Genomic DNA, 21,080 nt, shown 5'->3' with positions numbered 1-21,080 from the left:
GCTGCATCTTCGAATTAACCGGAGAGGATAGGATACAAGATGCTCCAATATATTTTGAGAAGAATCATCTTGGTAATACCCGTCGTTATTTTTATTTCCGTAATCGTCTTTTACATCATTCAGCTTCCTCCCGGCGATTATGTATCTAATTACGCGGCTAAGATGTCTATTGCGGGCGATGTCATGACACAGCAGGACATGGATGAAATGAGAGCAAGTCTTAAATTAGATCAACCCTGGTATATCCAATATTTGGTTTGGATGAAAAATATTATTATTCATTTCGATTTTGGCTATTCCTTCACCTATAACAAGCCTGTGATGGTCGTCATTGAGCAATATATGGGGTTAACGATAATCGTCTCCTTAGTAACTATGGCTTTTACTTATGCAGTGGCGATTCCTATAGGCATTTACTGTGCGGTAAGGCAATATTCAATAGGCGATTATTTGTATTCTGCAATTGGCTTTCTTGGTATGGCTACACCGCATTTTTTATTGGCGATCATATTGATGTATCTTTCTTATGTGTATTTTGGCAATCCTCTGTTGGGTCTCTTCTCAAGTGAATATGTGAATGCAGGCTGGTCTCTGGACAAAGTCCTTGACTTATTGAAGCATATGATTATCCCAGTGATTGTTATCGGTCTGGCCAATACAGCTGAGCTTATTCGGGTTATGAGGGGACAAATGTTAGACGAATTAAATAAGCCGAATGTGGTAACGGCAAGATCCAAGGGCTTGTCCGAAACGAAAATATTGCTTAAATATCCAACACGTGCGGCTATGAATCCTATCGTAAGTACAATTGGGTGGTCACTAACATCGATCTTCACTGGCTCGACCATTACGGCGATTGTCTTGAATTTACCGATTCAGGGACCCGTGATGTATAACGCTTTATTAGGTCAAGACATGTACTTGGCTGGTACATGGTTATTGTTTATGGCTATATTAACCGTTCTCGGGACATTGATTTCGGATATTTTACTGGCATGGCTGGATCCAAAAATTCGTACAGAGTTCAGAGGAATGTGATCTATGAAAACGATACCGATAATTGGAAAACAAAGAACAAATATTAGTAAACCAGCCAAATCCAATGATGCTTATTACAGCTCGCAATGGCGTCTTATGTATGTAAGGCTGAAGAAGCATAAATTGGCTCGTATCAGCTTATTTATTTTATCGCTGTTCTATATTACCGCCATATTTGCACAGTTTATAGCGCCTTATGGTCTACAGAGCTATGACAGCAAATATGTAAATGCCCCTCCGACAAAGGTGAGCTTTAAAGATGCAGACGGTAAGTTTCAGCTTAGACCTGCTGTTAATGAACTAAAATCAGCGAGAGACCCGGTTACGCTACGAAAAGTGTTTGTGCAAGACGAGAAGATCCGCTATTCTGTCCGCTTTTTTGTCGAGGGTGAAAGCTATACGTTTCTAGGCTTATTTTCAACCAATAAACATTTATTTGGGGTGGATGAGCCAGGGCGCCTGTTTTTATTCGGTACGGATGGGATGGGGAGAGATTTATTATCACGCATTGTTCTGGGCAGTCAAATTTCATTAAGTATTCCTCTATTAGGAGTTGCTATTAGTTTTGTCTTGGGGCTTATTATCGGTGGAGTATCAGGGTATTTTGGGGGCTGGATAGATTCTGTGATTCAGCGGATCATTGAAATTATTCGTTCATTTCCTACACTTCCTTTATGGATGGCATTATCGGCAGCAATACCGGCACGCATACCTGTCGTGACGATGTACATTTACATCGTAATTATATTCGCATTTATTGGGTGGACGGAGCTGGCAAGGGTTGCAAGAGGGAAGTTTATCTCTTTAAAAAATGAAGAATATGTATTAGCAGCCAAAATTGCAGGTGTAAGCGATACGAAAATTATTATTAAGCATCTTTTACCCGGTTTTATTAGTTATCTGGTTGTAGCAACCACATTAGCCATACCGAGTATGATTCTAGGTGAGACGGCAATGAGCTTTCTTGGACTTGGTATCCGTTCACCGGCTACCAGCTGGGGAGTATTGCTTCAGGAGGCTCAGCAGATTGAGAATATTGCGTTATACCCGTGGAAGCTGATCCCATTAGGCTTTGTAATCATTACTGTATTAACTTTTAACTTTCTAGGCGATGGATTACGTGATGCGGCGGATCCATATAAGAAATAATTGAATTCCATATTAGCGTAGGGTGAGGGGATATTATGACAGCTCAAGCATCGCCAATTGAATCTGAACAGCCCCTTCTTTCCGTTCAGGACCTGAAAATTCGAATTCAAATGGATAACGGGGAAATGAACGCCGTAGATGGAGTGGACTTCGAAATAAAGAAAGGTAAAACTTTAGGTCTTGTTGGGGAGTCAGGCTGTGGCAAGAGCCTAACCAGCAGAGCTATTATTAGCATCAATCCCAAAGAGTGTGAAACCTCAGGCAAAATTGTTTATCATTCCACCTCTGAGAAGACGTTAAATCAATTGAACTTGCTATCTTTGGATCCGCGTGGCCCACAGATTCGTTCTATTCGAGGCAGAAAAATCTCGATGATTTTTCAAGAGCCGATGACTGCATTTTCACCCATGTACACAATCGGAAATCAGATCATGGAATCGATTTTAATCCATCGCACCAAAAATAAAAAAGAAGCTAAGCAAATTGCGCTTGAAATGCTGAGTAAGGTTGGCATATCCGATCAAGAGAAGCGATTCGATCAATATCCGCATGAGTTTTCCGGTGGAATGCGGCAGCGAGCGATGATCTCTATGGCCTTGTCCTGCAATCCGGAATTGTTGATCGCTGATGAGCCAACAACGGCACTGGATGTAACGATTCAGGCACAAGTGCTGGAATTAATGAAAGGGCTGCAAAAGGAATTCGGTATGGCCATTCTCTTAGTGACACATGATCTTGGCATAATCGCAGAAATGTGCGATGAAGTGGCTGTTATGTATTTGGGGAAAATTGTGGAGCAATCGACAGTAGAGGAGATTTTCAATAATCCTAAACACCCTTATACGAAAGGGCTGCTCAGATCGATGCCAAGATTAGGTGGGGACAAAAATAAGCGTTTGGAATCTATCGAGGGTACAGTTCCAATGGCTATAAATATGCCTCCCATGTGCGGCTTTTATGATCGCTGCAGCGATAGGATTGAGGGTGTATGCGATAGGCAAGCCGTACCCAAAACTCGGATCTCCGACAATCATATGGTTAGATGCTTTCTATATAAGGAAGAGGATGAAGGTGATCAATATGTCTAAACCCATATTAGCTGTAAACAATCTAAATAAAGATTTCCAAGTGAAATCCAAAAACAAATTATTTAGTAAGCCTTCCTCCATTCGTGTGCTGGACAATGTATCTTTTGAGCTATTAGAGGGTGAAACCTTGAGCATCGTCGGAGAGTCTGGCTGTGGAAAAACGACTTTAGGCAGATGTATCGTAAGGGGAATGAATGCATCGTCAGGACAAGTGATCTATCATACGGATGGCGGAGAAAAGGTTGATTTTCTAGGGCTTCGCGGTAAAGAATTCAAAACATACAGAAAAGATATTCAAATGATTTTTCAAGATCCTTATTCATCTTTAAGTCCTAGAATGAGTGTGTATGATATTATTTCCGAGCCGTTGATTGCCAACTTTAAGCTGACCAAATCGGAAGTTGATGACAAGGTTACCCAAATCGCACAAAAAACAGGATTAAATGTCAGCTATCTCAAACGATATCCCCACGCTTTTTCCGGTGGGCAACGACAACGTATAGCTATCGCCAGAGCACTAATTTCCGAGCCCAGATTAATCGTATGCGATGAAGCTGTTTCAGCTCTTGATGTTTCCATTAAAGCTCAAATTATAAATCTGCTGAAGGACCTGCAGGAGCAGCTGCAGATCACGTATATTTTCATCTCGCATGATCTATCTATCGTCCAGAACATATCGGATAGGGTAGCTGTTATGCACTTGGGTAAAATTGTGGAATTAGCACCTGTTGATTCACTTTTTGCTCACCCTAAGCATCCATATACGGAAGCGCTCTTGTCGGCTGTACCCGAGCCTGACCCGAATTATAAAAAGGATAGAATTATACTTGAAGGAGAGGTCCCCAATCCGGCGAATCCACCTAGCGGTTGTCATTTTCATCCCAGATGCGCTTACAGGACTGATAAGTGTACCCAGGAGGAGCCAGAGCTTCGCGCAGTAAGTGAAAACCATTATGTTTCATGCCACTATGCAGACGAATTGAAATTGAGGGGTGTAAAAAATGAATCCTAATACAGTGGATGTTACCGAACCTAAGAAGCTAATTATTTTTCTGGATTGTGGGGATACGATTATTGACGAGGGAACGGAGATACGGGATGAGCACGATATCGTCATTCAAGCTAATGTAATTCCAGGAGCAGATGTGATGGTTAGGACACTGGCCGAGCGTGGCTACACACTTGCTATTGTAGCGGATGGTTATGCGCAATCATTCAAAAATATTTTGACGCAAAACGGCTTGTACGATTATTTTACCACAATGGTCTACTCGGAGACGGTTAAGGCTTATAAGCCAAGTCCCCGTATGTTCAAAGCAGCAATTGGAGCTTTAGATCTTAGCGAACAGGACTGCTCCCGAATTATCATGGTTGGCAACAATTTGAGCCGGGATGTAAAGGGAGCCAATCAAATGGGGATTAGAAGTGTCTTCCTGAGCTGGACGCCAAGATATCCTAAGCTGCATGCAGACGATAGCGAGATACCGGATTATACGATCAGCGAACCGCTGGAATTGATTGATTTAGCGGAAAAGCTTAATCAACAATTGGAGAACCGAAAGGAAGCTTAACAAGGAATGGCCAAAATTGATGATGTTGCCAGATTGGCGAAAGTTTCAAAAGGGACCGTATCAAATGTGTTTAGTCAAAAAAGACCTACAAGTAAAGAAGTAACAGACAGAGTTATGAAGGTTTCCAGACAATTAAATTACGTGCCTAATCATATTGCGCGCAGCTTAGTGACCAAGAAAACAATGGCTATCGGGTTGACAATCCCGCATGGGAACTTCTTTTTCAGCGCATTTCACAATCAATTTATTAACGGGGTTATATTAGAAGCTTCCTATTATGGATATAGGGTTTTGCTTGATATGATTCCTGTGCAAAAAGTAAAAACACCTTTTTTGTCAAGTTATCCCATTGATGGTGCAATTGTAATGAGCCCTGCCACTGATGATGAGCGTATCAACCTTATGCATCATGGACAAATCCCATTTGTCACAGTCGGTCGGGTAATGAATTCCAATGTAAATCATACATCTAGTGTGGATAGTGATAATTTGATGATTATTTATTCCATATGCAAATATTTAATAGACAAAGGTCATAGGAACATTATGTTTTTAAATGCAAACGAGCTTATGACCGTATCCATTGATAGAAAAGCAGGTTTCATAAAGGCAATGGAAGATTATCATATCGAGTTGGAAGAACACATGATTCATCATAAGCCTGCTATACTTTCGAGTGAATATATGGATTACGGATATGAAGAGACAATACGAACACTAGGCAAGCTTGAGAAAAAAGTAACTGCTATTATCGCAGATGATGACCGCACTGCATTTAGCGTAATGAATGCTATCAAGGATCTGGAGCTTAGGGTGCCAGAAGATGTGTCTTTATTTGTAATATGCGGAGATCTATCCATGATGTATCAATCGAACCCTTCTTTGACAAGCATGGATTTACAGCCCTCGGAGCTGGGGGTTCAAGCTGTCAAAATGTTAATGCATAAATTAGATGTGTTACCAGGATATTTCCCGGAAAATATATTGGTAGAAAGCAAAATAATAGAAAGAGATTCTTGTTCATCCATTTCCTGAGCAAATGCTTACGAAGAAAGTTTCACTATAGCGAATCTCACTTAAAGGAGGATAAAATGAGTAAAAAAATATGGAAAGTTGGCATTATTGGGCTTGGAGGAATCGGCGATTATCATATGAACAATCTGTCGAAGCTCGCAAATACAAGGGTTGCCGCCATTTGTGATGTGAGTACGCAAGCAGTTCAACAAGTGGGTGACCGTTTAAGTTTGGCTTCCGACAAAAGGTACAGCGATTTCAAGGAGCTTATCGCTGATCCTGATATCGATTTTGTAATATCAGGTGTTTCCAATAAATATCATGCTGACATATTAAAATGCGCTATTGAATTCAGTAAACCAATAGTTTCGGAAAAGCCCTTCACGCGAACGATGGAGGAGGCGGATGAGTTGTTAGCCTTATATGAGAAAAATCCGATTCCTTGTATGATTGGTTTTTCATATCGCTACAGACCCTGCTTTCAATATGTTAAAGAGCTTGTGGAGCAAGGGGCGCTAGGTCAAATACGGCATATTGCAGCCCACTATTTACAAGAGGAAAATGCCCCCATGTTTAACCATGAATATACTTGGAGATTTAGCAATGAAGTCGCGGGTACAGGTATTCTAGCTGATATTGGATCTCATATGGTGGATGCGGCCCGTTTTTTTGTAGGAGAGTTTACCAGGGTGAGTGGCATGATGAGTACCTTTATCGATCATCGTGTGGATCCAAGAACTAATCAGCTCGTTAAAGTAGATGTTGATGATTTTGCTGGATTCCAGTGTGTGCTTGCTGGAGGTGTAATGGGCACATTTTATACACATAAGAATGCAATTGGAACGGATAATCAGTTCAATATAACTTTGTTTGGTGATTTGGGAACCGTTAGAATTTCCGTTGAAAAACCAAATGAAGTTCATTTGAGTGTTAGAGAAGGAGAGAATCTGGCGCGGATAGATAAAATCGTTCACCTGGATGCAGGGAATATGAAACTGATGCTCCAGGACTTTGTGGACACTTTAGAAAATCAATCCAATTCCCCTCTATTCCCAACATTTATGGATGGTTACCGCAATCAACAAGTGATGCAAATGATAATTGATTCATCGAGAGATGGCGTGGCAAGGAGCAATTGACGGAACGGTATCCATTATTAATTTAAAAAGGAGCTGATTACATGATTAAAGTAACGATTTGGAATGAATTTCTGCAAGAGCAGAGGAAACCGGAGGTAGCCGAAATATATCCAAAAGGAATACATGGAGCAATTGCCGACGGGATAGAGCAGAAGGGGCTTGTGCTTAGAACGGCCACATTTAACGAGCCTGAGCATGGATTGACTGAAGAAGTGCTGAATGAAACGGATGTACTCATTTATTGGGGGCATGTTGATCATAAGGGGTTTCAAGATAACGTTGTCGATCGTATTTGCAAAAGAGTTCATGAAGGAATGGGCTTAATCGTGCTGCATTCAGGGCATCATTCGAAATTATTCCGCAAGCTGATGGGTACATCCTGCGACCTTCTATGGAGAGAGGCGGATGAGAAGGAGCGGCTTTGGGTAGTTGACCCCTCTCACCCGATTGTTGAGGGAATCGGACCCTTCATAGATTTGCCGGAGGAGGAAATGTATGGGGAGCATTTTGACATCCCTGTGCCTGATGAATTGATTTTCGTTAGCTGGTTTGAGGGAGGTGAAATATTCCGCAGTGGCTGCACGTATCGTCGAGGTCAAGGTAAAATCTTTTATTTCCGGCCGGGTCATGAGACTTATCCTACATATCACAACAAAGATATCCATCGTGTCATCTCCAATGCTGTGAAATGGACAGCCCCCGTAAAAAGAGAAAAAACTTTTTATGGACATCATCAGCCCCTTGAAGTAATTAGTAAATAAACGATCAATATTGATAGAACCCAAACCAACGGAGTTACGCGTTTTTCGCGTCTCCGTTTTTCCTTTTCTCTGCTATGTAATCAGCGAATAAGAACATGTGTTTGGTTCTATACAAATTTAGTACTTATGGAAAATGGGGCGTGTTGGTACACTGATTTAAAAAAGGGGGTACCAACAATGATAGCTGATCTATTCGATTTCACACGCCCGTTTAGAAGCAACCGTATGCTGCAAGTTTTGTTGGCGATTTACTTACTATTTTGGGTATTAATGGCTATTGAGCCGTACAGCCGATTTAATTGGTTTTTGGAAAATTTATTGATTTTAGCAACGATTACAGGATTGGTGGGGACCTATCGGCGGTTTGCTTTTACGAATATGTCTTATCTTCTTATTGTCGTATTCCTTATATTGCATACTTTTGGCGCTAACTATTCGTATCATACTACACCATTGGACTCGTGGATTCGGGAGCTGTTTCATACCGAACGTGATGGATACGATAGGGTTGTTCATTTTTCATACGGCTTGCTCTTAGCTTATCCTATCAGAGAGTTCATTGTGAGAACGATGGGACCAAGAGGTTTATGGGATTTTGCCCTGCCTGTTGTGCTGGTGCTTGCGAGTGGAGCTTTTTATGAGCTGATTGAAATGTGGGTTGCTCTACTGGTTGCGCCCGAGATCGGCACGTTATTTCTTGGAACGCAGGGAGACCCCTGGGACACTCAGCATGACATGGAGTTAGCGATGTATGGGGCGATCCTTACCATGTTGTTTACAGCCGCCGCGGCTAAGGCTGAACGAAGCCATAGGCCCAGGTAGAAGTGATAATAAGGAACAGGATGTGTATCCAACCCTTAAGGATTATGATAATCTGATTAGGATGATAGCGCTTTCTATGAGTAATTAGGCAGTCTATTCTATTAGAGAGGAGATGTTAAGATGAAAGGTAATGTTCGTGTTGCGGTGATTGGTTTAGGGAGGTTAGGCTACTGGCATGCAGAAAACGTGGCAGGACGGATCAACAGCGCGGAGCTTGTATGTGTTGTGGATGCTAATCCGCAGCGGGCGGAGCAAGTAGCTCTGGAGCTGGGTGTTGGGAGGTGGTCGGGTAATCCCAATGAGGTGTTAGAAAGCACGGATATTGATGCTGTAGTGATTGCTACCCCGACAGGCACACATGCAGAGTTGATCAAAAAGGCAGCCCAATGCGGAAAATCGATTTTTGTAGAAAAGCCGGTGACCCTGCATTTGGATGAAGCCGATGATGTGATTCTCACCGTTGCGAAGTATAATGTTAAATGCCAGGTCGGGTTTATGCGCCGTTTCGACCCGGCTTATGCCGCAGCAAAGAAACGAATTGCTGCAGGGGATATCGGCAGGCCGATATATTTTAAAGCGCTATCACGTGACCCGTCATCTCCTCCAGCCGAGTTTATCCGCAGTAGCGGCGGGATTTTTCTCGATATGGCTATTCACGATTATGACCTTGCCAGGTTCCTGATGAACTCTGAGGTGGACTCTGTTACCGCTCATGGTGCTGTTCTGGTGCATTCCTTCATGGAGGAGCTCCATGATTCGGATCAGTCGCTTACATATTTGCGGTTTGCTTCGGGCGCGGCGGGGGATGTGGAGGCGAGCCGCAATGCCTTATACGGGTATGATATTCGCAGTGAGGTTGTGGGAACGGAAGGGACTATACAGATTGGTTCGCTTCAGCATCATGATTTACGTATATTGACGCTAAAAGGCAGTACCCACGATATTATCCCTTCTTTTCCTGAGCGCTTCAAGGATGCTTATCAGCTTGAAATGAAGCATTTTATCGATTGCATCCTGCATGGTGAATCGCCGTCTGTTACGGCAGAAGACGGCAAAGCGGCACAGCAGATCGCTGAAGCGGCCACACAATCATTCAAAACCGGCGTTGAAGCCAAGCTCAAAGATTATAGATAAGTTTAGTCTACAATTGCTGAAGAATGGCTTCCTTCTCTGACTTTTTTAATCCTTTAAAAACCAGTTCGTAGGAATGATCAATCATTTTGAATAATTCTGCCTCTGAAACAGAACCATCCAAAATAATTGTATTCCAATGACTTTTGTTTAAGTGATAGCCGGGAGTAATAGATGGGTACTGCTGTCTTAAGCTTTCCGCTATAAAAGGATCACATTTCAAGCTGATATTTTGTTGATTATTTCGTACGGTAAGCAGCGCATATATTTTTGAAGCCACTTTGATTACTAATACATCAGGACCGAAAGGGTATTCTTCAAATGATCCTTTTTTTGACAAACTGTAACGGGTTAACGTTTTGATGTCCATGACTAAGTGCCTCCAGAAAAGATTTTTAATACCATTTTACAACTTAGACAGCCTGTAAGCAGCATTTATTTGGATAAGCTGATTTGACTATGCAAGACGATCCTTCAGCCGCTGAAGCTGTTCCTCATCCATGCCAACCCCATTGTCACTCACTCTAATATGTACAAGGGCAATTGGGGCGGGATGATCGGAGCGGCATTGCAGCTTTGGGAATATCGAGCTTCCAAATAATAAAGACACCGTTACAGAATTTTCTGTTTACGGTGTCTTTTCTTGTGCATCTTGACTCTGAGAGATATTTCGTAATGGACAAGGGGTTCATACTTATCGTTTTCTGTTTTTTGTCAATGTTTTTAATGTGCCCATACGATTTTTTTTAGCTAGTATCGCCAACGCTCCCGGTATTTTTACGCTGTTTGATTTCTTTGAAATTTTTTGTGCGATGCTTTTTCCCACGTTCTTCATTTTCATAGGAGCTCCCGATGCTTTTACTGGTTTTTCCATCATTGCCGGTTTTATCGCTTTCATGGGTTTAATTCTAGTGGATTTTCTCTGTTTGGAAGCTATTGCTGAAGTGTTTAAGACCGATAATGTTTTGGAGATTTGGTCATATTCCAGCGTGAGAAATTTCCCGGGGACAAGTCCGAATTTACGCAGCGTACTTGGGGCTAAACGCAGGTCGCTATCCAATTCATTGGATGGAATGAGGACTTTCATTTTTTGGCTGACCGAATTTAACCGAAGTGTTATGGAGGTACCGGGTTTATGCGGGATGCCTAACAAGCTTAAGAGAGAATACCCGATGATGATAGCTCCAGTACGGGTTTTGCGAGGATCAGGCCGGAGAAGCCCGTTGGCTCGACTTTTCGTCAATCGCTGAATCTGGAGATTCCTTGATTCCGAATCATAATTTAGCAATACTCGGTTGCCGTCTTGAAGCCCGAAAGTTTTCGCAGTATTAGTATCCATTTCTATATAGTTAAAAGCACATTCAGCGCCTATTTCATGATTTACTACGATACTCTTCTCTATATCTCCTCTTTTAAGCGTTACCTTAGCTCCATCTCTAATAAGATGAAGGTCGTTTGGCAGCCCGCCTCCACAATTGGCTATCAGCATTAATGAATTTTCGCTCTGATCTTTCGAGACATATACGTCCACGACGCCTTGTGCCACGACTTTCACTTCCTATCCTTGTAATTTTCCCGTGAAGATATGCATGGCTTATGATATGTAGAGGGATGGTGCATTGCTTGTATGACTGTACCCTAACCGGAATAAAATGAAGTAACTTCGCTTGTAGAAGCTCAGTTCCGATTGTGGTGAACGTGGGTTCAACGTATACTATTAAATACATCATTTAAATAGAAAGCTGCTGAAGTAAAAGAATGGAGTGTGAACATGGAAAAATCCGCATTGATAGATGAGGCAAAAGTATTTGTAAAAAAACAACTGGAAAGCGATTCCAGTGGCCATGATTGGTGGCATATCGAACGAGTTACCCGAACAGCGCTTATACTTGCGAAGGAGGAGGGGGCAGATTTATTCATCTGTGAGCTGGCGGCCTTGCTGCATGATGTAGCGGATGAAAAACTTAATCCTTCGTTGGAGGCTGGATTGAACAAGGTGCGGGAATGGCTATTCAGCCATGGCGTAGATGAGGAAGCGGCAGAGCATGTGATGCAGATCATAAGCACAATGTCGTATAAGGGAGGAAATAATCCCCCTGTTACGACGAAGGAGGCTCGGGTAGTTCAGGATGCAGACCGGCTGGATGCGCTTGGAGCCATGGGAATTGCAAGAACATTTGCTTATGCTGGCTGGAAAGGCGATTTGATCTATGATCCTGAGCAGCCATCGAGAAGCTCGCTAACGAATGAGGAGTATCGGCATGGTAAATCGACGGCAGTGAATCATTTTTACGAGAAGCTGTTGAAGCTCAAGGATCTGATGAACACGGAAAGCGGCAGACGGATGGCTGAGAGCAGACATAGTTATATGGAGAGGTTTTTGGAGCAGTTTTATGAGGAATGGGATGGCCGGGATTTAATTGATCGGTAAAACTAAAACAAACGGGACAGCCGTTCATTACACAAAAGTGGAATTAAATAAGAAAAGCTTCTATTCGAAGCCCATCGAGGAAGATACATTCGTGTCTAAGCTGTAGCTTTTCTTGCAATATCAGACTTCTTCAGCTCCGCTGAAAACTTATAAAGTTGATATTATAAAGTAGACCGGTCCCTGCATTAGGGAGACCGGTCTTTGAGTTGGTTGACCGGTGGTCAACCACTGAGAGCTCTTGTTACGTACAGCTGCGAAGCTGCTTGTCTCTGAATTAAACGATACGATTTCGTTGATACACTACGGCATTACGGGAACTTCCGATCAACACGAAGCCGTTGCGGAGCAAGCAGTTTGCGGCAGGCCCTACGCGTCGGTTAATGATTAGGAAGCCTTGACAAGGGCTTGAGCTGCCTATGACACAGAAACCTGTGATGAAGCGTGCACCAGAAACGTTACGAAATCTGATTGTAACCAAATCAGTTTGTATACGAGTTGTTTGAGCCATACTATCACATCCTTTCCTTGTAATCTGATATAGTAGATGCTAGATGCAGTCGCGGGGAAACGGACAAACACCACCAGGCTGTGAATTCCACATTGTATACTGGCAATGCACAAAACCAGTGGAAAAAAAGCGGAATAAAGGGGCTATGAGAAATGACCAGTGGATCAACTTATGGGGGAATCGATGGATGCAGAGGAGGCTGGATTGCCATAACTTTGTCGTCTTTGTCCGGCCATGCCGAAACCTATTTGTTTAGTTCTCTCTTCGCATTATGGGAGGAGCTTAGCGATGCAGAGCTGCTTCTGCTGGATATGCCAATGGGGTTGAAGTCGGAAGGAAGGGAAGAACGGCGGTGTGATCTGCTGGCGCGGCAATTGTTGAGACCGCTTAGAACGTCCAGTATTTTTCCCGCCCCGGTTCGCGGGGTATTGGACGCCGCGGACTATGCCGAAGCTAATGGGATCAATCGCCGAATGGGGGAGAGAGGGCTCTCGAAGCAAACATGGCATTTGGTACCCAAAATCCGCGAGGCAGATAGCTTGCTTCGGTCCGAGGAAGGTGCATGCCGTAAATTCCGTGAGGCACATCCCGAGGTATGCTTTGCCACGTTATTCGGCGCCCCGATGACCTTTAATAAAAAAACAGAAGAAGGCTATCGCGAACGAATGGACTATTTGCTCACACTATTTCCGGCGGCAGACAAAGTCATTGAGCAGGCAATGACTCAGTTCCGCCGGAGCGCAGCGGCGCGGGACGACTTCGTTGATGCGCTTGTATTAGCAGTAAGCGGAGTTGTAAGCAAGGGAGATTTGAACTCTATTCCTGATCCGCCGGAGCAGGATGAATATGGCATACCAATGTCAATTTGGCATGCCAAGCGAGAGCGGTAGAGCTGGGACAGACAGCTATTGGATTGAAACGATCTGATCATGTAACATAGAGGAGAAAGACAAACATGCTCTTCCTTGGAGGTTATCCTAGCCGTTAATCCTCGATCTGAGCATATAGTGGAGGGATTACGGCATAATGAGACGAGCTTCTTTTTCATTAAAATCGATCTATAACAACATGAGAATTAAACATAGAGTATTTGCACTAATCTCGCTGATTATGGCAGTATGCTTTTTAACTACTTATTTTTCCATTCAATATGCCTACTCTATTTATGATGAGCAGTTATATTCCAAATCATCGCAGCTGCTGAATTTATCGTCCAGCGGGATTGAGAATGAGCTTAGGAAGATTGATAAGCTTACCTTCAATATTGTTACTGACGCGCAAGTTCAGAACCTACTGCCGCAAATTAATCAGGCAACGCCTGAATTTGAAAAATACAGAATTCGCTCCTATATAACGGACAGGCTTGTGCAGTATGCTGGGTATGAGAAATATATAAATTCCATAGAAGTTACGGATACGCAGGACGGATTGTCTCAAGCAGGTCAAATTAATAATTCCAATTCTTCCAAAAGACAAATGATTCTCAAGGAATCGGCTCTCGGGCAGGGAGAAACACGGTGGATCATGCCGGTTCAGGATGAAAACTACGTAATTGCAGCACGGGAAATTCGGTCTTATCAAAATTTGGAGCTGAATCGGCTCGGAACGATCATAGTGCGCATTAAATTCGATAAAATTGTGGAGGATGTCGTATCTGGCACGGAGCTCAAAAATGGGGAAATCCGTATTACTTCGAACGGTCACACCATTTTCCCAATCCATACGAATACAGCTGACGAAACTGCAGTAACGAGTTTTAACGCATCACATCAAGGTTATATGATTAAGGAGTTTAACGGTAAGCAATACTTTTTTACAGAGATCAAATCGGGTTATTTGGGCTGGACCTACCTTAGTTTGATACCGTTTGACAAGATTTTTATGAAAATCATTTTGATGAAAAATATTTTGCTTGTCGGTTTTATAGCCAGCTTGCTGGTGGTAATGGCGTTGGCCATTAATTTCTCAAGAAGCCTGACCAGGCCCATAGAAGAATTAATGGGGCAGATGCGCCAGGTTCAGAAGGGCGACTTTCGCTTGGCGGAGGCGGAGACGGCCGGTTGGATTAACGTACAGATGGATGAGGTAGGACAGCTTCAGCGTACCTTCCGTGTCATGATACAGCAAATTAATGAGTTGATTACCGAAAATTATGCCAAGCAGCTAACGATCAAAGAAACCCAGTTTAAAGCGCTGCAAGCCCAAATTAATCCGCATTTTTTATACAATACGCTTGAATCGATTAATTGGATGGCTAAAGCAAATGGACAGCCGCAAATTTCCCGGATGGTAGAATCGCTTGGTTTCTTACTAAGGAGCTCTATCAGCTTGAAAGAAACGCTTATTACAGTTGGGGAAGAGATGGAAATCGTGATGAACTATATTACGATCCAAAAATTCCGTTTTGAAGAACGTTTAATTTTTGAAATGGATATTTCCGATGAGGTGAAGGGCCTGCTGCTTCCTAAGCTCACCTTGCAGCCGCTGCTCGAAAACTCCATACATTACGCACTGGAATCCATGATCGAGCCTTGCTTCATCCGCATTTGGGCTTATAGAGAGCCGGGGCGTGTACTACTGGTCGTTGAAGATAATGGGCCGGGTATGGAGGAAGAGCTGCTGAATCAGGTGAGAAGAGGAGAAGCTAGAACAAGGGGCAGCGGAATCGGCCTGAAAAATATTGAAGAGCGCATCATTATTGCTTTTGGAGAAGGCTACGGATTACAATTGGACAGCGAACCAGGCAAAAGTACGAAGGTTTCTGTCATTATACCGGATGAAACGAGGAGTCAACATGTATAAAGTGCTGCTGGTGGATGATGAACGAATAATATTGGAAGGTATTTCCAATGTGGTGAATTGGGCAAAAGCAGGGACAAGGCTCATCGGGACGGCCCGAAATGGGATTGAAGCTTATGATAAAGTACAGCTGGACCCGCCTGACATTATCATTAGCGATATTAAAATGCCAGGGATGGATGGCCTGCAGCTGGCTGCCAAAATCGCGGAAAACTACCCTAATATTAAAATGGTTCTGCTGTCGGGCTTTGGGGAATTCGAGTATGCCCGTTCCGCCATCCGTTATGGAGTTAAACAATATTTGTTAAAGCCTTGCAACGAAAATAAAATTGTCGAGGTTTTGCAAGAGCTTGTCAAGGAGCTTGGGCAAGAGGAGCAGCGCGAGCAGTTTGTCGATAATATGAGATATGGGCTGGAGAAAATACTTCCCCATGTTAAGGAGCAGTTCTTAAAGGAATTTGTTACGAATAAAACGTATGGCAAGCGGGACTGGGAATATTATCGCAATCTATTTAAGATGGATCTTGAGAACCGGAAGGTTCGTTTAATATTGTTTCAGCTAGAAGGGTACTTTGAGTTTGAGCATATGTTTGCCGTGAAAAATATTGCGGAGGACTTATTGAAAAAAATGGTGTTAAGCTCCACAGTCGGGGAGCAAGTGCTCATAGTTGTAGAGGATACCGAGCCAGTGAGTGAATTACTTGATTGTATCAGCTTAATTCGTGAAACTTTTTTCCGGTATTACAAGATTGATCTTACAATTGCCCTTAGTGAAGCGGATGATATTACACGGGCAAGAGTATTGTATAAGCAAACTTTAGAATGTTTGAATTATCGGTTTTATTTGGGAGAAGGCAGCTTAATTACGAAGCGCGATATCGTTGGAGTAGAGCAGCCCGAAATAGGCGAGCTTGTGTTTGACGAGGATAATCTGATGCTGCAAATCAAAACAGGCTATTGGGAGGAAGCGTCCCAGGAGATCGACCTCTTTTTTCAGAAGGTTGCAGGCTTGCGCTCTAACATTCCTACGGCCAAATCCTATGTTATTCAGCTCTACATGGCCATGATTCGTCTAGGAGATTCCGATTCGATTCATCACTATATGGACAAGCTGGTAGCATTGATGGATTTGGAAACATTACAGGCGATTCAATCATTTTTCAAAGAAGTAGCCCATCAAATTACGGTAAGCCATTACGAGCAGACCCGAAATAAACACTCGGCTATCGTAAACAAGGTAGTGGATATTATCAATGGGCATCTCGGCAATCCTGAACTGTCACTTAATGGGGTAGCGCAGCAAATTTTATATATGAATCCCGATTATTTAGGCAAGCTGTTTAAAAAGGAGACCGGTGAAAAGTTTTCCAACTACGTGATGAAAGCAAGAATTAACAAGGCGACGGAACTGATTGGACAAAAGTCCGATATTAAAATTTTTGAGCTGGCGGAGCAGTTGGGCTTTGGGGATAACCCCCAATATTTTAGTCAGGTGTTTAAGAAATATACAGGCTGTACGCCTTCTGAATTTATGAAATCGAATTAATATCCTCTGTTTTTTTAACAAGAATGACGGTTTTTTCAATTTATAATCTTTCCGGATAGGGGGATAATAAGGACAGAAGTTGCGAAAGATCACAACTAGGGGAGGATCAGAGACATGAAGAAAGGTTTAACATTAATGTTATCGGCTTCGTTGCTTTTAACTGCAGCGGGCTGTGGTGGAACCGGCGGCAATACAGCACAAAAACCTGCTGATACGGTTGCGGGAGGAAGTAAAGAGCCTGTTAAACTGCGCATTGCATGGTGGGGCGGACAAGCAAGACATGACTACACCTTGAAGGTTATTGAGTTGTACCAGCAGAAAAATCCAAACGTCAAGATTGAAGCTGAATATGCAGCATTTGATGACTATTGGAAGAAGCTGGCACCACAAGCTGCTGCTAATGATATGCCGGATATTATCCAAATGGACCTTTCTTACTTGAGTCAATACGGCGGAAGAAATCAATTGGAAGATTTGCGTCCTTATACTAAAAATAACACGATTGATGTAAGCGCAGTTTCGCCTAACACTCTGAGCACAGGTGAGTTGAATGGCAATCTGTATCAGATTACTTTAGGTGTTAACGCTTTGAGTACAACGGTTGACCCTGAGCTTGTGAAAAAAGCCGGTGCGACTATGCCTTCCAAGGATTGGACTTGGGATGATATGGAAGCATTGGGTAAACAGCTGAAATCAAGCGGCAAGCTGCTGGCTGACTACTTGCGTTATGAAGTTTTCTTCAACTACTATCTGCGCACGGTGGATCAGAAGTTGTATGCAGCCGACGGAGCAAGTTTGGGCTATACCGACGATAAACCATTCATTGATTATTATAAGCGCTATCAAAGAATGTACGATGCCGGATATTTTCTGACCCTCGATAAGCTGGCGCAGAAGAAATCTACACCGGAGGATGATGAGATGGTGCTTGGCAACTCATTCGGCTCCTTCTCATGGTCCAATCAATATGTTGCTTGGACAGCAGCAGCCAAACGTCCAACTGAGCTGATTCCGATTCCAGGTCCGAATGTTAAGAAGGGTCTGTTCTTGAAAGCGAGTATGGGCTTCTCTGTAACCAAAAATTCCAAGCAAAAGGAAGAAGCGGCGAAATTTATTAATTTCTTCGTTAATGATATCGAAGCTAACCAAATTATTAAAGGCGAGCGCGGTGTGCCTATTTCTTCCAAAGTTAAGGAAGCTTTGAAGCCGACCCTTAAGCCTGAAGAAGCTAAAGTATTTGATTATGTAGCATGGGCAGAATCTAACAGCAGCCCGTCTGATCCTCCGAATCCTGTTGGTTCCGTTGAAGTTGAAAAGCTGCTGAAGGATTTAAGTGAGCAGATTCTGTACAAAAAAATTACAGTTGAAGATGCTGCGGTCAAGTTCCGTAAGGATGCCAACGCCATTCTTGCGAAAAATAAAAAGTAAGTCCTGAAGATCAGAATGCCCTCGCGGGTGCTCTGATCTTTTTTATAATCGTCACTTCCAACTAGAAGATTTCCAATAAATGCTTGAAAAATCAGTGTATTGTGAATAGTCTGATTTTTGAACAAAAAAGACGGATTTTTAACTTCTTTTTTAATTGGGGAAGTGGATAATAAATAGAGTAACCAGTTCATTTGCAGATAATAAGGGGAGGCGTTAGAAATGAAGAAAGCGCTAACATTAATGGTATCGGCATCTTTGCTATTGACCGCTGCAGGCTGCGGTGGAGCGTCTACTCCAGCTCCAGCGGCAGGCGGAGATGCTACCGCTAAAAAACCAGAAACGGCGGGAGCAGCAGCTAAACCAGTAACATTGCGTATCGCGTGGTGGGGCGGTCAAGCCCGCCATGATTATACTTTAAAAATTCTCGAGCTGTACCAGCAAAAAAATCCAAATGTTAAGTTCGAAGCCGAATACGCTGCATTTGATGACTACTGGAAGAAACTTGCACCCCAAGCTGCAGCTAATGATTTGCCTGATATCATCCAAATGGATGACGCTTACATCAGCCAATTTGGCGGTAGAGGCCAGCTGGAAGATTTGCGGCCTTATATGGAGAAAGGCTCTCTGGATAAGACCAATATAGCTCCAGGCTTCCTGAAGATTGGAGAATACGATGGCAAGCAGTATCAAATTACTTTAGGTGTAAACGCGATGGGTCCGACTATAGATACCGAAATGTTGAAGAGTGCCGGTGTCCCTATGCCCGCGAAAGACTGGACATGGGATGACATGGAAGCTATGGCAGCCAAGCTGAAGGCAAACGGTAAGCTGCTGGGGGATCGACTGGATGTCAAAACCTTCTTCCCTTACTATTTGCGGACAGTGGGTTCAAAAATGTACACGGACGACGGTGCAAGCCTCGGATATACCGATGACAAAGCATTTGTTGATTACTTTAAACGATACCAAAAATGGTACGACGCCGGTTATGTGCTAACGTTAGACAAAATGGCGCAGAAAAAGCTGACACCGGAAGATGACGAAATGGTACTTGGAAATGCAGCTGCGACCTTCTCATGGTCCAATCAATATATTGCTTGGACTGCAGCCGCCAAACGTCCGACGGATATGGTGCCACCTCCAGGGCCGAACGGCAATAAGGGTCTTTTCTTGAAGTCCAGTCAGGGTCTATCCGTGACCAAAAACTCCAAAAATAAAGAAGAAGCGATTAAATTCGTCAACTTCTTCATCAACGATATTGAAGCTCATAAGATTATGAAGGGTGAGCGCGGTGTTCCGATCAACTCTAAGATTCAGGAAGGTCTTAAGCCTCTGCTGAAGCCGGAAGAAACTAAAGTCTTTGATTATGTCGCTTGGGCGGAAAAGAACAGCAGTCCGAACGATCCTCCATATCCTGTAGGTTCGGTTGAGGTTATGAAGTCGTTGCAGGATATAAGTGAGCAAATTCTTTATAAGAAAATTTCAGTAGAAGACGGTGCGGCTAAGTTCAGGAAAGAAGCAAACGCCATTCTTGTTAAAAACAAAAAGTAAGCGTTAACAGGGTTGGAACAGCATTTATATGTTGCTTCCAACCCTTTTTTAATCCTATTACAAAGGAAAAGGTGAGAGTCGGTTTTTTGAACAAAATGAACGGTTTTTTGCCTTCCTATACTATCAGGAATCTTTATAATAAATAAAAGAAGATAAGGTAAGGAATATTAATCGTACACTACTTGCATGAGGAGTTGAAAGTCATGAAGCTACGGGAAAACGATAATGTGGTAGGTTACGTGTTCGCCGCACCATTTATACTAGGTTTTCTTATTTTCACATTGTATCCGATCTTGTCCTCTTTATTTTACTCATTTACGGAATACAACTTGATGGAGTCTCCGAGATGGGTCGGGTTGTCTAATTATGAAAAAATATTTTTGGATGATGAAAAGATATGGAAGTCCTTCGAGGTGACTTTCACCTATGTATTTGCAAGCGTTCCACTTCGTTTGGGTTTTGCTCTTATTGTAGCGATGCTTCTTAACAAAGCTATTAGCGGCATTGGTGTTTATCGCTCTGCTTACTACTTACCCTCACTAATTGGAGGCAGCGTCGCGGTTTCCATAATGTGGACGCAAATTTTTGGAGATAAAGGGCTTTTAAATTCTTCATTGAGCTTGATTGGTATTCATACGGATACCTCATGGATAGGCAGTCCTGGTACGGCTTTATGGACTCTCATAGCGTTATCTGTATGGCAATTCGGTTCGTCCATGCTCATATTCCTGGCAGGCTTGAAAAACATACCAATCTCGTACTATGAAGCTGCAGGAGTAGATGGTGCCAATGCATGGCAGCGTTTTTTCAAAATCACATTGCCTTTGCTAAGCCCAATCATTTTGTTTAATCTCATCATGCAAACGATTTCGGCTTTTATGACTTTTACTCCGGCCTATATCATCTCCCGGGGCGAAGGCGGACCGCTGGATAATACATTATTATATTCTCTTTACTTATACCGCAGAGCCTTTGTATTTTTCGAAATGGGATACGCATCCGCGATGGCCTGGATCATGTTGATCATCGTTGGAGTTATAGCTCTGGTTATTTTCAAAACATCTACGTATTGGGTTCATTATGAGTCTAAGGAGGCGAAGTAGC

The 21,080-nt window shown here is 42.9% G+C and carries 19 protein-coding genes; 17 read left to right on the top strand and 2 right to left on the bottom strand.

The window, feature by feature from the left end; genetic code table 11:
• Positions 1-39: 39 nt before the first annotated feature.
• The 10 genes from ACFQ0C_RS17855 to iolG all read left to right on the top strand — a co-directional run bounded on the left by ACFQ0C_RS17855 (position 40) and on the right by iolG (position 9,716).
• Complete coding sequence (locus ACFQ0C_RS17855) at positions 40-1,038, top strand: ABC transporter permease (protein ID WP_258215718.1); 999 nt, start codon at positions 40-42, stop codon at positions 1,036-1,038.
• Between the two features lie 3 nt (positions 1,039-1,041).
• Positions 1,042-2,187, top strand: coding sequence for an ABC transporter permease (locus ACFQ0C_RS17850; RefSeq protein WP_258215719.1), 1,146 nt, complete (start codon positions 1,042-1,044; stop codon positions 2,185-2,187).
• A 35-nt stretch (positions 2,188-2,222) separates the two neighbouring features.
• Entirely contained in the window at positions 2,223-3,275 is a 1,053-nt protein-coding gene (locus ACFQ0C_RS17845) for an ABC transporter ATP-binding protein (protein WP_379368406.1), read from the top strand.
• Positions 3,268-4,287 carry an ABC transporter ATP-binding protein gene (locus ACFQ0C_RS17840; RefSeq protein ID WP_379368405.1) on the top strand — a complete coding sequence of 340 codons (1,020 nt, stop codon included), beginning with the start codon at positions 3,268-3,270 and terminating at the stop codon, positions 4,285-4,287. Before ACFQ0C_RS17845 ends, ACFQ0C_RS17840 begins: the two co-directional genes overlap by 8 nt.
• A complete protein-coding gene (locus tag ACFQ0C_RS17835) occupies positions 4,277-4,846 on the top strand; it encodes an HAD family hydrolase (protein WP_379368404.1) in 570 nt (189 codons plus the stop codon). Before ACFQ0C_RS17840 ends, ACFQ0C_RS17835 begins: the two co-directional genes overlap by 11 nt.
• Before the next feature lie 6 nt (positions 4,847-4,852).
• A complete protein-coding gene (locus ACFQ0C_RS17830) occupies positions 4,853-5,881 on the top strand; it encodes a LacI family DNA-binding transcriptional regulator (RefSeq protein WP_379368403.1) in 1,029 nt (342 codons plus the stop codon).
• 56 nt (positions 5,882-5,937) lie between these two features.
• Complete coding sequence (locus ACFQ0C_RS17825; protein WP_379368402.1) at positions 5,938-6,999, top strand: Gfo/Idh/MocA family protein; 1,062 nt, start codon at positions 5,938-5,940, stop codon at positions 6,997-6,999.
• A 41-nt stretch (positions 7,000-7,040) separates the two neighbouring features.
• Complete coding sequence (locus ACFQ0C_RS17820) at positions 7,041-7,760, top strand: ThuA domain-containing protein (protein ID WP_379368401.1); 720 nt, start codon at positions 7,041-7,043, stop codon at positions 7,758-7,760.
• 177 nt (positions 7,761-7,937) lie between these two features.
• Positions 7,938-8,582, top strand: coding sequence for a DUF2238 domain-containing protein (locus tag ACFQ0C_RS17815; protein ID WP_379368400.1), 645 nt, complete (start codon positions 7,938-7,940; stop codon positions 8,580-8,582).
• A 120-nt stretch (positions 8,583-8,702) separates the two neighbouring features.
• Positions 8,703-9,716 (top strand): inositol 2-dehydrogenase, encoded by a 1,014-nt coding sequence (gene iolG / locus ACFQ0C_RS17810; protein WP_379368399.1) that lies wholly within the window; start codon positions 8,703-8,705, stop codon positions 9,714-9,716.
• A gap of 7 nt (positions 9,717-9,723) precedes the next feature.
• Here iolG and ACFQ0C_RS17805 read toward each other — a convergent pair whose 3' ends face one another.
• Both ACFQ0C_RS17805 and ACFQ0C_RS17800 read right to left on the bottom strand, forming a co-directional pair.
• Entirely contained in the window at positions 9,724-10,083 is a 360-nt protein-coding gene (locus tag ACFQ0C_RS17805; RefSeq protein WP_379368398.1) for an MmcQ/YjbR family DNA-binding protein, read from the bottom strand.
• A 324-nt stretch (positions 10,084-10,407) separates the two neighbouring features.
• Positions 10,408-11,259: a hypothetical protein gene (locus ACFQ0C_RS17800; RefSeq protein WP_379368397.1), complete on the bottom strand. Its 852-nt coding sequence runs from the start codon at positions 11,257-11,259 to the stop codon at positions 10,408-10,410.
• Between the two features lie 225 nt (positions 11,260-11,484).
• Here ACFQ0C_RS17800 and ACFQ0C_RS17795 point away from each other — a divergent pair, with 225 nt between their 5' ends.
• The 7 genes from ACFQ0C_RS17795 to ACFQ0C_RS17765 all read left to right on the top strand — a co-directional run bounded on the left by ACFQ0C_RS17795 (position 11,485) and on the right by ACFQ0C_RS17765 (position 21,079).
• Positions 11,485-12,144: an HD domain-containing protein gene (locus tag ACFQ0C_RS17795; RefSeq protein ID WP_379368396.1), complete on the top strand. Its 660-nt coding sequence runs from the start codon at positions 11,485-11,487 to the stop codon at positions 12,142-12,144.
• 660 nt (positions 12,145-12,804) lie between these two features.
• The gene (locus ACFQ0C_RS17790; protein ID WP_379368395.1) at positions 12,805-13,542 is read left to right on the top strand and encodes a DUF429 domain-containing protein; all 738 of its coding nucleotides are present in this window, start codon (positions 12,805-12,807) and stop codon (positions 13,540-13,542) included.
• 136 nt (positions 13,543-13,678) lie between these two features.
• Positions 13,679-15,454: a sensor histidine kinase gene (locus ACFQ0C_RS17785; RefSeq protein ID WP_379368394.1), complete on the top strand. Its 1,776-nt coding sequence runs from the start codon at positions 13,679-13,681 to the stop codon at positions 15,452-15,454.
• Entirely contained in the window at positions 15,447-16,997 is a 1,551-nt protein-coding gene (locus ACFQ0C_RS17780) for a response regulator transcription factor (RefSeq protein ID WP_379368393.1), read from the top strand. The genes ACFQ0C_RS17785 and ACFQ0C_RS17780 overlap by 8 nt, the downstream gene beginning before the upstream one ends.
• 114 nt (positions 16,998-17,111) lie before the next feature.
• Positions 17,112-18,425 (top strand): ABC transporter substrate-binding protein, encoded by a 1,314-nt coding sequence (locus tag ACFQ0C_RS17775; RefSeq protein ID WP_258215736.1) that lies wholly within the window; start codon positions 17,112-17,114, stop codon positions 18,423-18,425.
• A gap of 219 nt (positions 18,426-18,644) precedes the next feature.
• On the top strand, positions 18,645-19,976 hold the full coding sequence (locus ACFQ0C_RS17770; protein ID WP_379368392.1) for an ABC transporter substrate-binding protein: 1,332 nt from the start codon (positions 18,645-18,647) through the stop codon (positions 19,974-19,976).
• Positions 19,977-20,179: 203 nt separating this feature from the next.
• The gene (locus ACFQ0C_RS17765; protein WP_258215738.1) at positions 20,180-21,079 is read left to right on the top strand and encodes a carbohydrate ABC transporter permease; all 900 of its coding nucleotides are present in this window, start codon (positions 20,180-20,182) and stop codon (positions 21,077-21,079) included.
• Position 21,080 lies beyond the last annotated feature (1 nt).

The organism is Paenibacillus sp. GCM10027630 (genome assembly GCF_042676305.1).
Lineage (GTDB): Bacteria > Bacillota > Bacilli > Paenibacillales > NBRC-103111 > Paenibacillus_S.
This window is presented reverse-complemented; position numbering and strand designations above follow the sequence as displayed.

What these genes read in the sequence shown, in the direction of transcription:
- ACFQ0C_RS17845 (WP_379368406.1), top strand. Translation starts at nt 2,223, where the DNA reads ATGACAGCTCAAGCATCGCCAATTGAATCTGAACAGCCCCTTCTTTCC.
- ACFQ0C_RS17835 (WP_379368404.1), top strand. Translation starts at nt 4,277, where the DNA reads ATGAATCCTAATACAGTGGATGTTACCGAACCTAAGAAGCTAATTATT.
- iolG (WP_379368399.1), top strand. Translation starts at nt 8,703, where the DNA reads ATGAAAGGTAATGTTCGTGTTGCGGTGATTGGTTTAGGGAGGTTAGGC.
- ACFQ0C_RS17790 (WP_379368395.1), top strand. Translation starts at nt 12,805, where the DNA reads ATGACCAGTGGATCAACTTATGGGGGAATCGATGGATGCAGAGGAGGC.
- ACFQ0C_RS17855 (WP_258215718.1), top strand. Translation starts at nt 40, where the DNA reads ATGCTCCAATATATTTTGAGAAGAATCATCTTGGTAATACCCGTCGTT.
- ACFQ0C_RS17785 (WP_379368394.1), top strand. Translation starts at nt 13,679, where the DNA reads ATGAGACGAGCTTCTTTTTCATTAAAATCGATCTATAACAACATGAGA.
- ACFQ0C_RS17840 (WP_379368405.1), top strand. Translation starts at nt 3,268, where the DNA reads ATGTCTAAACCCATATTAGCTGTAAACAATCTAAATAAAGATTTCCAA.
- ACFQ0C_RS17805 (WP_379368398.1), bottom strand. Translation starts at nt 10,083, where the DNA reads ATGGACATCAAAACGTTAACCCGTTACAGTTTGTCAAAAAAAGGATCA.
- ACFQ0C_RS17825 (WP_379368402.1), top strand. Translation starts at nt 5,938, where the DNA reads ATGAGTAAAAAAATATGGAAAGTTGGCATTATTGGGCTTGGAGGAATC.
- ACFQ0C_RS17815 (WP_379368400.1), top strand. Translation starts at nt 7,938, where the DNA reads ATGATAGCTGATCTATTCGATTTCACACGCCCGTTTAGAAGCAACCGT.
- ACFQ0C_RS17775 (WP_258215736.1), top strand. Translation starts at nt 17,112, where the DNA reads ATGAAGAAAGGTTTAACATTAATGTTATCGGCTTCGTTGCTTTTAACT.
- ACFQ0C_RS17850 (WP_258215719.1), top strand. Translation starts at nt 1,042, where the DNA reads ATGAAAACGATACCGATAATTGGAAAACAAAGAACAAATATTAGTAAA.
- ACFQ0C_RS17820 (WP_379368401.1), top strand. Translation starts at nt 7,041, where the DNA reads ATGATTAAAGTAACGATTTGGAATGAATTTCTGCAAGAGCAGAGGAAA.
- ACFQ0C_RS17795 (WP_379368396.1), top strand. Translation starts at nt 11,485, where the DNA reads ATGGAAAAATCCGCATTGATAGATGAGGCAAAAGTATTTGTAAAAAAA.
- ACFQ0C_RS17780 (WP_379368393.1), top strand. Translation starts at nt 15,447, where the DNA reads ATGTATAAAGTGCTGCTGGTGGATGATGAACGAATAATATTGGAAGGT.
- ACFQ0C_RS17830 (WP_379368403.1), top strand. Translation starts at nt 4,853, where the DNA reads ATGGCCAAAATTGATGATGTTGCCAGATTGGCGAAAGTTTCAAAAGGG.
- ACFQ0C_RS17765 (WP_258215738.1), top strand. Translation starts at nt 20,180, where the DNA reads ATGAAGCTACGGGAAAACGATAATGTGGTAGGTTACGTGTTCGCCGCA.
- ACFQ0C_RS17770 (WP_379368392.1), top strand. Translation starts at nt 18,645, where the DNA reads ATGAAGAAAGCGCTAACATTAATGGTATCGGCATCTTTGCTATTGACC.